This is a genomic window from Kitasatospora sp. NPDC059408 (assembly GCF_042751525.1).
Classification (GTDB): domain Bacteria; phylum Actinomycetota; class Actinomycetes; order Streptomycetales; family Streptomycetaceae; genus Kitasatospora.
In genome coordinates this window covers 103,688-117,250 of sequence record NZ_JBHYWI010000024.1, presented here as the reverse complement: position 1 = coordinate 117,250, position 13,563 = coordinate 103,688, and the positions used below count along the sequence as shown (strand labels likewise).

The 13,563-nt window shown below is 74.4% G+C and carries 14 protein-coding genes; 4 read left to right on the top strand and 10 right to left on the bottom strand.

Going from position 1 to position 13,563, the window contains the following annotated elements; translation table 11 throughout:
• The 3 genes from ACFXDE_RS18355 to ACFXDE_RS18345 form a co-directional block, all read right to left on the bottom strand.
• A partial coding sequence (locus tag ACFXDE_RS18355) for a serine/threonine-protein kinase (RefSeq protein WP_380495439.1) occupies positions 1–1,238 on the bottom strand: 1,238 nt, incomplete at its 3' end.
• Between the two features lie 134 nt (positions 1,239–1,372).
• Positions 1,373–2,554, bottom strand: a complete 1,182-nt coding sequence (locus ACFXDE_RS18350) for a CapA family protein (protein ID WP_380495437.1) — start codon at positions 2,552–2,554, stop codon at positions 1,373–1,375.
• Between the two features lie 175 nt (positions 2,555–2,729).
• Positions 2,730–3,773 carry a zinc-dependent alcohol dehydrogenase family protein gene (locus ACFXDE_RS18345; RefSeq protein WP_380495435.1) on the bottom strand — a complete coding sequence of 348 codons (1,044 nt, stop codon included), beginning with the start codon at positions 3,771–3,773 and terminating at the stop codon, positions 2,730–2,732.
• Between the two features lie 110 nt (positions 3,774–3,883).
• On the opposite strand from ACFXDE_RS18345, the gene ACFXDE_RS18340 reads away from it, so the two are divergent.
• The gene (locus tag ACFXDE_RS18340; protein ID WP_380495433.1) at positions 3,884–4,792 is read left to right on the top strand and encodes a LysR family transcriptional regulator; all 909 of its coding nucleotides are present in this window, start codon (positions 3,884–3,886) and stop codon (positions 4,790–4,792) included.
• 11 nt (positions 4,793–4,803) lie between these two features.
• Here the strand turns inward: ACFXDE_RS18340 and ACFXDE_RS18335 are convergent, their stop codons facing one another.
• Positions 4,804–5,361 carry a hypothetical protein gene (locus ACFXDE_RS18335; protein WP_380495431.1) on the bottom strand — a complete coding sequence of 186 codons (558 nt, stop codon included), beginning with the start codon at positions 5,359–5,361 and terminating at the stop codon, positions 4,804–4,806.
• A 196-nt stretch (positions 5,362–5,557) separates the two neighbouring features.
• Between ACFXDE_RS18335 and ACFXDE_RS18330 the strand changes: the two genes are divergently transcribed.
• Entirely contained in the window at positions 5,558–6,400 is an 843-nt protein-coding gene (locus ACFXDE_RS18330) for a hypothetical protein (protein WP_380495429.1), read from the top strand.
• Between the two features lie 44 nt (positions 6,401–6,444).
• Here the strand turns inward: ACFXDE_RS18330 and ACFXDE_RS18325 are convergent, their stop codons facing one another.
• The 6 genes from ACFXDE_RS18325 to ACFXDE_RS18300 all read right to left on the bottom strand — a co-directional run bounded on the left by ACFXDE_RS18325 (position 6,445) and on the right by ACFXDE_RS18300 (position 11,453).
• Positions 6,445–7,032 (bottom strand): cysteine dioxygenase, encoded by a 588-nt coding sequence (locus ACFXDE_RS18325; RefSeq protein ID WP_380495427.1) that lies wholly within the window; start codon positions 7,030–7,032, stop codon positions 6,445–6,447.
• A 2-nt stretch (positions 7,033–7,034) separates the two neighbouring features.
• Positions 7,035–8,765 (bottom strand): cation acetate symporter, encoded by a 1,731-nt coding sequence (locus ACFXDE_RS18320; protein WP_380495425.1) that lies wholly within the window; start codon positions 8,763–8,765, stop codon positions 7,035–7,037.
• Positions 8,762–9,139 carry a DUF485 domain-containing protein gene (locus tag ACFXDE_RS18315; protein ID WP_380495423.1) on the bottom strand — a complete coding sequence of 126 codons (378 nt, stop codon included), beginning with the start codon at positions 9,137–9,139 and terminating at the stop codon, positions 8,762–8,764. Before ACFXDE_RS18315 ends, ACFXDE_RS18320 begins: the two co-directional genes overlap by 4 nt.
• Positions 9,140–9,284: 145 nt before the next feature.
• Positions 9,285–9,686 carry a pyridoxamine 5'-phosphate oxidase family protein gene (locus ACFXDE_RS18310; protein ID WP_380439218.1) on the bottom strand — a complete coding sequence of 134 codons (402 nt, stop codon included), beginning with the start codon at positions 9,684–9,686 and terminating at the stop codon, positions 9,285–9,287.
• Between the two features lie 55 nt (positions 9,687–9,741).
• Positions 9,742–10,371 carry an MBL fold metallo-hydrolase gene (locus ACFXDE_RS18305; protein ID WP_380495421.1) on the bottom strand — a complete coding sequence of 210 codons (630 nt, stop codon included), beginning with the start codon at positions 10,369–10,371 and terminating at the stop codon, positions 9,742–9,744.
• Complete coding sequence (locus tag ACFXDE_RS18300; protein WP_380439222.1) at positions 10,368–11,453, bottom strand: S-(hydroxymethyl)mycothiol dehydrogenase; 1,086 nt, start codon at positions 11,451–11,453, stop codon at positions 10,368–10,370. The genes ACFXDE_RS18305 and ACFXDE_RS18300 overlap by 4 nt, the downstream gene beginning before the upstream one ends.
• 581 nt (positions 11,454–12,034) lie before the next feature.
• On the opposite strand from ACFXDE_RS18300, the gene ACFXDE_RS18295 reads away from it, so the two are divergent.
• Together ACFXDE_RS18295 and ACFXDE_RS18290 are read left to right on the top strand one after the other, a co-directional pair.
• Positions 12,035–13,252 (top strand): cytochrome P450, encoded by a 1,218-nt coding sequence (locus ACFXDE_RS18295; RefSeq protein ID WP_380439224.1) that lies wholly within the window; start codon positions 12,035–12,037, stop codon positions 13,250–13,252.
• The gene (locus ACFXDE_RS18290) at positions 13,249–13,536 is read left to right on the top strand and encodes a ferredoxin (protein ID WP_380495419.1); all 288 of its coding nucleotides are present in this window, start codon (positions 13,249–13,251) and stop codon (positions 13,534–13,536) included. The genes ACFXDE_RS18295 and ACFXDE_RS18290 overlap by 4 nt, the downstream gene beginning before the upstream one ends.
• Positions 13,537–13,563: the final 27 nt, after the last annotated feature.

The following is a 13,563-nucleotide window of genomic DNA, read 5'->3' as shown; positions in this document are numbered from 1 at the left end:
GGCGGGGCGAGCGCGCCCGCCGGCACGGGCCCGGCGCTGGGGCCCGACGCCGCGGCGGACGCGGGCACCGGGCCGCCCCCGTCCCCCGCGCCCGGGCCGGCGGAGGGCGTCGGCGTCGGCGCGTCGGGCGTCGGAAGGCCGCCGGACGGGACGTTCGGGTCCGGCGGCACCGCACCGCCCGGGTCCCCGGACCGCCCGGCGCCGGCCGTCGGCCCCGCGGCGACGGCGTCGCCGTGCGGCACGCCGCCCGCGCCCGGCCGGCTCACCACCGCCCCGGTGGCGCCCACCGCGCCCAGCACGGCCATCGCCACGACCGACACCACCGCCCGCCGCCGCAGGCCGGTCCACGACCGGCGCCCGGCCACGGGTCGTTGGCCGGTGTGGACCGCAACCGCGGGCACGCCCTCCGCGGCACCCGCCGCCAGCGCCTCCCGGACGGCCTCCGCCATCGCCGCCGCGTCCGGCCAGCGCTCGCCCGGGTCCTTCGCCATCGCCCGCTCGACGATCGCCCGCACCGGCCCGGGTATCGGGTCCGGCAGCGGCGGCACGGGCTCCGTCAGGTGCTGGAGGATCACCTCCAGCGCGGTCTCCCCGTCGAAGGGCAGCCGCCCGGCCAGGCACTCGTAGAGGACGACGCCGAGCGCGTAGAGGTCCGCCGAGCCGGTGACCGGCCCGGTCGAGGCCTGCTCCGGCGCCTGGTACGCGGCGGTGCCGAGGACCATCCCGGGGACGGTCAGCCGGGCGTCGCTGCCGGGGCGGGCGATCCCGAAGTCCGCGATCACCGTCCGGTCGCCGCACACCATCAGGTTGGCCGGCTTGACGTCCCGGTGGACCACCCCGGTCCCGTGCGCCGCCACCAGCGCCTCCAGCACCTGGAGCGCCATCCGCAGCGCCTCCTCGGCCGGCAGGCTGCCCCGGCGCGCCAGCACGGCGCTCAGCGGCTCCCCCTCGATCAGCTCCATGACCAGGTAGGCGACCTGCCTCCCGATCACGGGGGCCTCGCCGTGCCCGAAGTCGTGGACCCCGACGATGCCCGGGTGCCGCAGCTGCGCCATGACGCGCGCCTCGGCGTGGAAGCGCTCGGCGAATCCCGGCTCGTCGAGCAGGACGGGCTTGACGACCTTGACGGCCACCCGGCGGCCGAGGACCTCGTCCTCGGCGAGCCACACGTCGCCCATCGACCCACCGCCCAGCCAGTCCACCAGCCGGTAGCGGTCGGCGAGCACGGTGCCACGCATGGTTCTCCCTGAGTCAAGTCGCATCGGTTGCGCGCACGCCGTCGACCGGGGCGCCCCCGGAGATCATGGCGCCGCTCGATAAGAGCTGACTTGTCGTCGGATGAACACCGCCCGCTGTGCGGGGATTCGGTGCGTTATGGCGCCATGGTCAGCCCCGCCGGTCCGGCGCCCCGGCTGAGCACGACGGAACGGATGTGGTCGAGGGCCGTGGCGTAGTCGGCCCGGCCGGGGTCGGCGCGGGCGGCCTCCCGCAGGTCGAGGACGCGGTAGGGCGGCCCGAGGTCGGTGACCTGCGGGACGAACTCCGCCTTCGTCACGGTCCACCGCTGCCCGGGCGCGGCGGGCGGCGAGAAGGTGAACCGGGCGATCGAGGACCAGTTGCCGCGCGGGTCCTCGGCGCCCGTGGGGTTGTACATGTGGCCCGCGAGCTGGTCGCCCATGCCGTAGACCGTCCAGGTGTCGTTGATCTTCTCGTAGGCCTGCGGGATGTGGGCGTGCGTCCCGAGGACCAGGTCGACCACCGGCCGCCCGGGCTCCGGCTCGGCGGCGAGGTCGCGGGCCAGCGCGAGCTGCTGCTCGTTCGGCGCGTCCTGCCACTCGGTGCCCCAGTGGACGCTGACCACGACGACATCCGCCCCCGCCTCCCGGGCGGCCCGCGCGTCGGCGAGGATCCGGTCCCGGTCGATGAGGTTGACGGCCCAGGGCTGCCCCTTCGGCAACGGGATGCCGTTGGTGCCGTACGTGTAGGCGAGCTGGGCCACCGTCGCCCCGCCCGCCGTGAGCAGCGCGGGCCTGCCCGCCTCCTCCTCGCCGCGCGCGGACCCGGTGTGCTTCAGCCCGACGGCGTCCATGGCGTCGAGCGTGCGCCGGATCCCGGTCGGCCCGTCGTCGAGCGTGTGGTTGGAGGCGGTGTCGCAGGACGCGTACCCGGCGTCCTTGAGCGCCCGGGCCACCTGCGGGGGCGACTTGAACGACGGGTACCCGGTGAACGGCCCGCCGTCGGCGCCGTACACCGTCTCCATGTGACAGATGGCCAGGTCGGCGGCCCCGATGACGGGCTTGACCCCGGCGAGCATCCGCGTGAAGTCGTACCCGGCGCCCCCGGCGTCCTCCTTGGCCTGCTGGATGATCTCGGTGTGCGGCAGGACGTCCCCCGTCGCCACCAGCGTGAACGCCCGCGGCCCCGGGGGCGTCGGCACGGCCGTCGGGCTCGTGGCCACCGACGGAACGGCCTCCGGCGCCGGCGGCCCGCCGCACCCCGCGAGGGCGAGCAGTGCAACGGCCAGGAGCACCTCACGGCGCGGTGATCTCATCATCGTGTCGTCCCACAGTCGGCGGATATGACCCCCCGTCCTCCGACTATGGGAGCCCACCCCCGCCCCTCCCGTCCCCCACGCCCCACCGCTCCCCGACCTCACCCGACGAGGCGAGCCCGGGCCGCGGGGACGGTGCGGCTCGGACGGGAGCCTGCGGCCCGGCAGCGGCGGGACGTCAGAAGGCGATCCGGACCTTCAGCGCCGAGCGGTCGTCCATCGCGCGGTAGCCGTCCGGCACGCCGTCGAGGGTGACGGTGCGGTCGAAGACGAGGCCCGGGTCGATCGCGCCGGAGAGGACGTCGGGCAGCAGCTCGGGGATGTAGGCGCGGGCGGGGGCGACGCCGCCGACGACCGCCACGTTACGGTCGAACATCTGCCGGACGTCGACGCCGGCGCTGCCGCCGTGCGGCACGCCGACGTAGCCGACCGCGCCGCCGTCGCGGGCGATGGAGATCGCGGTGCGCATCGACTCCTCGGTGCCGACGGCCTCCAGGACGGCGTGCGCGCCGGTGCCGCCGGTCAGCTCCCTGACCGCCTCGATCGCGGCCTCGCCGCGCTCGGCGACGACGTCCGTGGCGCCGAACTTGCGGGCGATGGCCGTGCGCGCCTCGTGGCGCCCCAGCGCGATGATCCGGCCGGCGCCGAGCCGCTGCGCGGCGAGCACCCCGCACAGGCCGACCGCGCCGTCGCCGACCACGGCGACCGTCGAGCCCGGACGCACCCGCGCCGAGACCGCCGCGTGGTGGCCGGTGCTCATCACGTCGGACAGGGCGAGCAGGCCGGGCAGCAGCGCCTCGTCCCCGGCCGCCTCCTTGGGCAGCCTGACCAGGGTGCCGTCGGCGAAGGGGACCCGGACGGCCTCGCCCTGGCCGCCGTCGGAGCCGACCTCGCCCCAGAAGCCGCCCCGCGGGCAGGAGGTGTGCAGGCCGTCGCGGCAGAACTCACACGTGCCGTCCGACCAGACGAACGGGGCCACCACGAAGTCGCCGCGGGCGAAGCCGGACACCTCGGCGCCGACCTCCTCGACGATGCCGAGGAACTCGTGGCCGATCCGCTGCCCGGCCACCCGGGGCGCCACGCCGCGGTACGCCCACAGGTCGCTGCCGCAGATGCAGGCGTTGACCACCCGCACGACGGCGTCGGTCGGCCGCCGCACCACCGGGTCGGGCACCTCCTCGATCCGGATGTCGGTGGGGGCGTGGATCACGGTGGCGCGCACGGAACTCTCCTGGCACTGCTCATGGGACCTGGACTGGAGCAGCCAGGGTCGCCAACCGGGCGCACCCGTGTCCAGCTACATCTCCTACACCGCTTCCTTAAGATGAACTGATGCTCGACGTTCGACGACTCGTCCTCCTCCGTGACCTGGAGGCGCACGGCACGGTCACCGCCGTGGCCGACCTCCACGGCGTCACGCCGTCCGCCGTCTCGCAGCAGCTGCGGCTGCTCGAAGAGGAGACCGGCACCCGTCTCCTGGAACGCACCGGCCGCTCCGTCCACCTCACGGCCGCGGGCCGCCGCCTGGCCGGCGACACCGAGCACGTGCTCGCCGCCCTGGAGCACGCCCGCATCCGCCTGCACGCCGAGACCGGGAGCCCCGCGGGCCCGCTCCGCCTCGCCTGCTTCCCCAGCGCCCTCGTACCGCTGGCCGCCCCGCTCGGCACCGCCCTGAAGACCGCCCACCCGGAGGTGCGGCTCCACATCACCGAGGCCGAGCCCGAGGCCGCCGTCCGGCTGCTGCTCCAGCGGCGTGCCGACCTCGCCGTCGTCTACCGGTACGACAACCTGGCCACGCCCCCGCACGCGGACGTGGAGACCCGGGCGCTGCGGTCCGACCCCCTGGTCGCCGTGCTGCCCTCCGGCCACCCGGCGGCCCGGCCGACGGGTGCGCCGATCGACCTGCGCGAGCTCGCGGACGCCCACTGGACCACCGCGCCGCCGCAGACCGCCTGCGGCGCCGCCGTCCTCCAGGCCTGCCGCTCGGCCGGCTTCACCCCGCGGGTCAGGAACGTCTGCACCGACTTCTCCGCGATGATCGCCCTCGCCGAGAGCGCGGGCCACGCGGCGCTGATCCCCCGCCTGGCCACGGCCCGCCTGCCGTCCACGCTGACCGCACGGCCGGTGGCGGACGGCACCCTCGCCCGCAGGATCGAGGTCGCCGTCCGCCACAACACGGCGCACGAACCCGCGATCGCCGCCGGCCTGGACGTGCTCCGCACGCTGGCCGGCAGCCCGTGAGCGGCTCCGGCTCAGCCCAGGGTGCAGGCGAGCTGCGCCTTCACCGCGTCGAAGATGTTCTCCTGGGCACGGCAGTCGGCACTGTAGACGTCCTCCCACTTGGGGCTGATGAAGTGGACGTTCACGATCTCGGTGATGATGCTGACGCCGCCCTGGGCCTTGATGGTGTTCTGGGCGATCAGCACCTGCGGCGTCGGCGCCGTCTGGGCGCCGATGACGCCGCCCTCACCGTAGAACAGGTTGGTGATCTTGGTGTAGACGGTGACCTTGTTGCCCTGGATGTTGTTGCCGATGATGGCGACCGTCCAGTCCTTGTAGTTGCGCTGCCAGGCGTAGTTGGTCGCCCGGTTCAGGGCGGTCACGGTGCCGTACTGGGCCTGGACGATCCAGTGGTGCCTGCGGGCGCCCGGGTCGCGGGGCTGCGCCGGCTCCCCCAGCCGGGCACCGCTCGCCGAGCCCAGCAGGGGCGCCGCACTGGCCGGCGCGGCGATGCCGCCGGTGACGGCGAGGGCCGCGGCCCCGGCGACCACGGCCGTCTTCCACTTCCCGGCGAGCTGACTGGTTGCCATCGTTGTTCTCCTCGTTCCCTCACGTCCACAAGCGCCTGGGCATCACCCGGCGCCCATGACTCTCGCCGACCGGTCACGGGGCGCACATCAGTCATTTGACGGTGGGCACCGAGGCCGCCTGCGTCCTACGTCACCGGCCTCCCGCCGTGGACGCGCAGTAGTAGGCTGAGCTGGAGAAATGATCTTCAGGAGAGACATGTCCGCCGCCAAGCCCCGCGTCCTGTTCGTCACCGACCTGGCCTACCCGGCCCGCGGCCGCCGCTACTGCGACGAGGACATCCGGCTCTCCGCGCGCCTGCGCGAGGACTTCGACGTCGCCCTGTGCCACCCCCTCGACGCCGCCACGCTGATGGACGCCTTCGACCTCGTCCTCGTACGCAACAGCGGCCCGGTGCTGAACTACCGCGCCGCGTACGAGGCCTTCCGCGACCGCGCCCTCGACCGCGGCACCCGCGTCTACAACCAGCTCACCGGGCGCGCCGACATGGCCGGCAAGCAGTACCTGGTCGACCTCGGCGCCGCCGGGTACCCCGTCATCCCCACCGTCGACCGGGCCGAGGACCTCGGGCGGCTGCCCGTCGTGCCCGAGTACGTCGTCAAGCCGAAGCTCGGCGCCGACTCGATCGGCCTGCGGATCGTCCCCAGCGAGGAGCTCGGTTCCGTCGCGTTCGGGGACGGCGTCCTGGTCCAGCCGCTGGTCCGCTTCGCGTACGAGGTCTCGTTCTACTTCGTCGACGACGCCTTCCAGTACGCGCTGCACGCCCCCGACCCCGGGCAGCGCTGGCGCCTCGAACCGTACGGACCCACCGCCGCCGACCTCGACTTCGCCCGCCGCTTCATCGCCTGGAACACGATCGAGCACGGCATCCAGCGCGTCGACGCCTGCCGCACGCCCGAGGGCGACCTCCTCCTCGTCGAGCTGGAGGACCTCAACCCCTACCTCTCGCTCGACCTGGTCGACGAGGCCACCCAGGACCGCTTCGTCGCCGCCCTCAAGGCCTCCCTGCACGAGCTCGCCGGGACGCCGGAGCACGGCTGACGGGCCGCCCGGATCGGGCGGCCCGTCTCCTCACGCCGCGCCGGTCACGGCGCGAGGCCGTCCGAACGCCGCCAGCTCACCAGCCGGGCCCCGTCCGGCGGGACGTCGACCACCTCCTGCCCGAAGACCCGGTTGATCGAGCTGTGCCCGCTCAGCGAGATGTCCGCCCCGTAGACGTGCAGCGAGACCGCCCGGCCGGTGCCGCCGTTCGACACCCGGTGGATGTCCTCGTCGGGCGGCACCAGGAGCTGCACCCGGCCGGGCGAGCAGGTGGTGCGGCCGGCCGGCACCAGCACCCTGCGGCCGGAGCGGGGCACCCGCCACAGCCGGTACGCCTCGTCCACCTCCACGCCCTCCAGCACGCCGGACACGCACCAGGCGACGTGGTCGTGGACCGGGGTCGACTGCCCGGGCAGCCAGGTCAGGGCCACCACGGAGTGCGTCGGTCCGGCGTGCAGCAGCCGCTGCGCGTAGCCGTCGGAGTCACCGGCGCACAGGTCGTCCGGGACGATCAGCCCGGCCCGCAGGTACTTGCGCAGGGTGTCCGCGGTGAGCTGGGCGGTCAGGACGTCGGCGGCCGCGTAGCGCGCGAGGTCGGAGAGGAACTCGTCGAGATTGGTACGGGTTTCCACGGCTACCGCCCTGCCCCGGTGAGGGCCCGGACCTCCAGGTCCTCGAAGGACCGCCCGTCCGGGTCCTCGTCGCGACGGCGGCGGCCGCCGGCCAGCGAGCCGAGGACGGCGGCGGCGAACCCGATCGGGATCGAGACGACGCCCGGGTTCTGCAGCGGGACCGGCGCCGTGGTCGTGCAGGAGATCAGCGCCGTGGCGTTGCCGACCTCCTTGCTGGTCACCGCCACCCCGCAGTCCTTCGCCTGGGCGGCCGTCAGCTTCACCGCGTGGACCGTACCGCTCGCGCCGCCCCAGCAGATCGGGGAGAGCAGCACCAGGCCGATCGAGGCGACCAGGCCCGCGTAGATGCCGCACTTGGCACCGAAGGTGGTGAAGCCCCGCCAGAACAGGGTCAGCAGGATCGCCGGCAGGTTGGCCGAGGCCGCGATGGCGAAGGCCAGCGCCACCAGGAACGCCACGTTGAGGTCCCGGGCGAAGATCGACAGCACGACCGCGACCGCGCCGATGACCACGGCCGCGACCTTCGCCGTCCGCAGCTCCTGCCGCTCCGTCGCCCGGCCCTTGCGGATGACGCTGGCGTAGAGGTCATGGGCGAACGACGACGAGGAGGTCAGTGTGAGCCCCGCGACGACCGCCAGGATGGTGGCGAACGCCACCGCCGCGATGAAGGCCAGCATCAGCGAGCCGCCGGTGGTGCCCGCGCCGCCGCCGAGGTGCTCGGCCAGCAGCGTGGCGGCGGTGTTGCCGGACGGGTCCTTCTCCCTGATCGTCGCCGTGCCCACCAGCGCGGCCGCGCCGAAGCCCAGCACCAGGGTCATCAGGTAGAACACCCCGATGATGCCGATCGCCCAGTTCACCGACTTGCGCGCGTCCTTGCCGGTCGGGACGGTGTAGAAGCGCACCAGCACGTGCGGCAGCGCCGCGGTGCCCAGCACCAGGGCCACGCCCAGGCTGACCAGGTCGAGCTTCGACCAGCCGTCGGTCGACCCGTACTTCAGACCGGGCTGGAGGAAGGCATCGCCCTTCTTGGACGCCGTCGCGGCGTCCCCGAGCAGGTGGCCGAGGTCGAAGCCGTACTTCGCCAGCACCCACAGGGTCATCGTGGCCGCGCCGGCGATCAGCAGACCCGCCTTGACGATCTGCACCCAGGTGGTGCCCTTCATCCCGCCGACCACCACGTAGACGATCATCAGGGCGCCGACCCCGACGATGGTCCAGATCTGCGCGGAGGCGCCCTTGACGTCGAGCAGCTGCCCCACGATCGTCGCCGCGCCGACCATCTGCGCGATCAGGTAGAAGATCGAGACCACGATCGTCGACACGCCCGCGGCCGTGCGCATCGGCCCGCTGCGCAGCCGCGCGGCCAGCACGTCGGCCATGGTGAACCGCCCGGTGTTGCGCAGCAGTTCGGCCACCAGCAGCAACGCGACCAGCCAGGCGACCAGGAAGCCGATCGAGTAGAGGAAGCCGTCGTACCCGGCCAGCGCGATGATCCCGGCGATGCCGAGGAACGAGGCCGCGGACAGGTAGTCGCCCGAGATCGCGATCCCGTTCTGCAGCGCCGAGAACTGGCCGCCGCCGGTGTAGAAGCCGCCGGTGCCCCGGGTGCTGCGGCGCGCCCAGAGGGTGATCACGAGGGTCACCGCCACGAGGGCGACGAACAGGCCGATGGTCAGGCCCTTGTGCGAGGCCGGCTGCGCCGCCGCGGCGGCGAACTGGAGGTGCTGGGTCATGCCTGGACCTCCGTCGCTTCCCGGGTGCCACGACCGGCCGCAGCCGCCGGGCGGTTCGCCGTCACGTCGCGCAGGGCCGCGGCCAGCGGGTCCAGCCGCCGGGCCGCGAACCGCCCGTAGGCCAGGGCGATGCCGAACGTCGAGACGAACTGCAGCAGCCCGAAGACCAGGGCCACGTTGACGTTCCCGGCGACCTTGGTCGCCATGAAGCCGCGGGCGTAGGCCGAGCAGAGCACGTACGCCAGGAACCAGAGCAGGAACGCCGCCGTCACCGGGAAGACGAACCTGCGGTAGGAGGCGCGCAACTCGGTGAAGCGCGGATCGTCGCCGATCCAGGGCGTGTCGCGGCGCGACGACACGGCGGGGTCGATCATGTCAGTCCTTCGGAGCGGTGCGGATCTTGCCGATGGACCGACCGTAGGAACCCGACGTCGACGCGCGGTCAACGCGCCGTCAACGCGCGTCAACCGATCCGTCGGAGGCGTCCGGCCCCCGGCGGAGTGAGGCCGGGCAGGAGCGTCAGGCGCGGCCGAGGACGCGGTCGACGGTGATCTCCAGGACGACGCGGTCCGGGTTGACGCGCGGCTCGCGGTAGCGGGCGGCGTAGCGGCGCTCGGCGTCGGCCACCTCCTCGGCGGCGGAGCGCACGACGGCGACGCCCTCCAGCGTGGACCAGCGGGCGCGGTCGACCTGGCAGACGGCGACGCGCTGGCCGCCGGGGCCGGCTTCGGCGACGTTGCGGGCCTTGCGGCTGGTGCGGCTGGTGATCACCCGGGCGATGCCGGTCTGCGGGTCGAAGGTGACGCCGACGGGTACGACGTGCGGGGAGCCGTCGGGGCGCCGAGTGGTGAGGGTGGCGATGTGACGCTCGCGCCAGAAGGCGAGGAACGCGTCGTCGAGGTCGCGGGGGTCGTGGGCCATGGCCGTGATCGTACGGCCCCCGGGGCGGGCACACCCGCCCCGGGGCCGCCGGGCGTCAGTGCCCGCGGGCGATCCATTCGGGCAGCGCCGGGGCCTCGGCGCCGATCGTGGTCGGGTCGCCGTGGCCGGTGCGGACCACCGTCTCGGGCGGGAGGGTGAGGAGGCGGTCCCGGATGGAGTCGATGATCGTCGGGAAGTGCGAGAACGACCGGCCCGTCGCGCCCGGCCCGCCGTGGAAGAGGGTGTCGCCGGTGAAGACGGTGCCGAGCTCCGGGGCGTGCAGGCAGACGGCGCCCGGCGCGTGGCCGGGGGTGTGCAGGACGGTCAGCGCGGTGCCGGCCACCTCGATCCGCTGGCCGTCGGCGAGTTCGCCGTCCGGGAGGCGCTCGGGGTGGGTGAGCTTCCACAGCGGGAGGTCGTCGGGGTGCAGCAGGATCGGCGCGCCGGTGCGCTCGGCGAGCGCGGGGGCGGCGTCGACGTGGTCGTTGTGGGCGTGGGTGGAGACGATCGCCAGCAGTCGGCGCCCGCCGAGCGCGGCCTCGATCGCGTCGGCGTCGTGCGCGGCGTCGATCACCACGGCCTCGGTGTCGTCGCCGACGATCCAGACGTTGTTCTCCACCTCCCAGCTGCCGCCGTCGAGTTCGAACACGCCGGAGGTGACCAGACGGTCCACGCGCGCGGTCACAGGACCACCACCGAGCGGAGCACGTCGCCCTGGTGCATGCGCTCGAACGCCTGCTCCACCGCGTCGAGTTCGATGGTCTCGGTGACGAACGCGCCGAGGTCCAGGCGGCCCTGGAGGTAGAGGTCGATGAGCATCGGGAAGTCCCGGGAGGGCAGGCAGTCGCCGTACCAGGAGGACTTGAGGGCGCCGCCGCGGCCGAAGACGTCGAGCAGCGGGAGCTCCAGCGTCATCTCCGGGGTGGGCACGCCGACCAGGACGACGGTGCCGGCGAGGTCGCGCGCGTAGAACGCCTGCCGGTAGGTCTCGGGGCGGCCGACCGCCTCGACGACGACGTCCGCGCCGTGGCCGCCGGTGAGCTCGCGGATGGCCTCGACCGGGTCGGTGGTGCGGGAGTTGACGGTGTGGGTGGCGCCGAGGCCGCGGGCCGTCTCCAGCTTGCGGTCGTCGATGTCGACGGCGATGATCCGCGCCGCGCCCGCCAGCCGGGAGCCCAGGACCGCCGCGCCGCCGACGCCGCCGCAGCCGATCACGGCGACCGAGTCGCCCCGCCCGACGCCGCCGGTGTTGATCGCGGCGCCGAGGCCCGCCATCACGCCGCAGCCCAGCAGGCCCGCGACGGCCGGCTCGGCGGCCGGGTCGACCTTGGTGCACTGGCCGGCCGCGACGAGGGTCTTCTCGGCGAACGCGCCGATGCCGAGCGCCGGGGACAGCTCGGTGCCGTCCAGCAGCGTCATCTTCTGCTTCGCGTTGTGGGTGTCGAAGCAGTACTGCGGACGGCCGCGCCGGCACGCCCGGCACTGGCCGCACACCGCGCGCCAGTTGAGGACGACGAAGTCGCCCGGGGCGACCTCGGTGACGCCCTCGCCGACCGACTCGACGACGCCCGCGGCCTCGTGGCCGAGGAGGAACGGGAACTCGTCGTTGATCCCGCCCTCGCGGTAGTGGAGGTCGGTGTGGCACACGCCGCAGGCCTGGATCCGGACGACGGCCTCGCCCGGCCCCGGGTCCGGCACGACGATCGTGGTCACCTCCACGGGCGCGCCCTTGGCACGCGCGATGACTGCCTTGACCTGCTGGGCCATCCGTTTCCACCTCCGTCGGCCGGGGCGCCGTCGCACCCGGCGTGACCTGCGTCGAACCACTTGCCCACGAAGCGTATCGTCCACGCCCGCGCCCGCCCGGCGGGCGGGTCCGGTCACCGGATCACCGTCCACGCCGGTCCCGGGATATGACGGCGGCATACCCGGAGCCGATCGCGGCCCAGCTCGGCCGGGGGCGCACGGAGGGCGCCGGGCGCCCGTGCGTGCGCGCCGAAGTGCCCGGAAAGCATCGGCGTTGGCCGGAAGTACCGCAGACGCGCGGACCGCCGCCCACGTACGGTCGTAGCAGAAGCGGTCCACGCGATGACGCTCAGCACACTCCCGTGACGACCGGCGCGCCCCGGCACGACCGGCGCGCCCGACCTCGCCCGCCCCGGTCCCACCCGGTCCCACCCGTCGGCCGGGTCCGCGTACCCGGACCCCGGTCCCGTCCGATCCCGGTCCCACCCGCCGGCCAGAGCCGAGCCGTCCGCCGGCCCGCCCCACCCGTCCCCCGCACCTCCCCGGTTCCACCCCCCGCCGGGCCGCCCCCGCGGCCCACCGCCCTGGAGTCTGGAGTACGGATGTCCGCCGAGAACAGTGCGACCGGTGCCGGCACCGGCACCGCCCCGCTCACGCCGCTGCACTGCCCGCGCCACGCCGAGGCCGGTCCGCCCCGGCTCTCCGCGCTGCCCACCGGCACCCCGGTCTGGCTGGTCAGCCGGCACGCCGACGTGCGGCAGGTCCTCACCGACCCGCGGCTCGGCCGCGCTCCGCTGTACGCGCCGGACGCGCCGCCGCTCACCAACGCGCCCAACCTGCTGGACGATCCGAACAGCATGCTCAACATCGACGGCACCGAGCACCAGCGGCTGCGCCGCACCGTGCAGCGGGCGTTCACGCCGCGCGCGATCGCGCGCTGGCGGCCCTGGGTGGCCTCGGTGATCGAGGGCCTGATCGACGAGCTGATCGACCACGGCAACCCGGCCGACATCGTCGCCGGTTACACCCGCCCGCTGCCGGTCGCGGTGATCAGCCGGCTGATGGGGCTGGACAACCTGGACAGCAAGCGGCTCGCCCACTGGAGCGACCACGCGCTCTCCACCACCGCCCACAGCGCCGAGGCGATCGTCACCGCGATGGGCGAGTTCGCCGAATTCGGCTCCGCCGTGATCGCCGAGCGGCGCGCCGACCCGGGCGAGGACCTGGTCAGCAGCCTGCTGGCGGCCGCCGCCGAGGACGGCTCGATCACCGAGGGGCAGCTGGTCACGCTCGTGATCGGGCTCGTCGTGGCCGGGCACGAGACCACGATGACGTCCCTCGGCAACGCCCTCGTCTACCTCCTGGGCGACGGGCGCGACGCCTGGCAGCGGCTGGCCGCCGACGAGGCCAGCGCCGCCGCCGCGACCGAACAGCTGCTGCGGGCCGTGCCGCTCGGGGACACCGACTACTTCCCCGGCCTGCTGCGGCGCACCGTGGAGGAGGTCGAGATCGGCGGGGTGGTCATCCCGGCCGGCAGCGTGGTCGCCGCCGACACCAGCGCGGCCAACATGGACCCGGAGGTCTTCACCGGGGACCTGCTGACCGAGCTGTTCTCCCCGCTCGTCGCGCCGATGTACACCTTCGGCGCCGGGCCGCACCACTGCCTGGGCGCGTGGCTGGCCCGGATGGAGCTCGAACTGGCCCTGCACCGGCTGGCCCGCCGGCTGCCCTCGCTGCGGCTCACCGACCCGGCCGGCTCGATCGACTGGCGGCGCGGGCTGCTGACCCGCAGTCCGAACTCGCTGCAGGTGGCCTGGTGACGGCCGGTCCAGAGACGGGTGCCGAGACCGGCTCCGCGGCGGGCGCCGAGACGGTCGTCGTCCGCGTCGACCGGGACCGCTGCATCGGCTCCGGCATGTGCGCCCTCAGCGCGCCCGATTCGCTGGCGCTCGGGGCGGAGGGCCTGGCCGAGCCGGTGGCCGGGTACGGCGGTGACGGCGCGGAGCTGACGGCCGAACTGACCGAGGCGGTCGACTTCTGTCCGGTCGAGGCGCTGACGCTGTACTCGGCGCGCGGCGGGTACCGGATCGCCCCGGCGGAGTGAGTCCCCGCGGTGCCGCCCGTCTCGCCG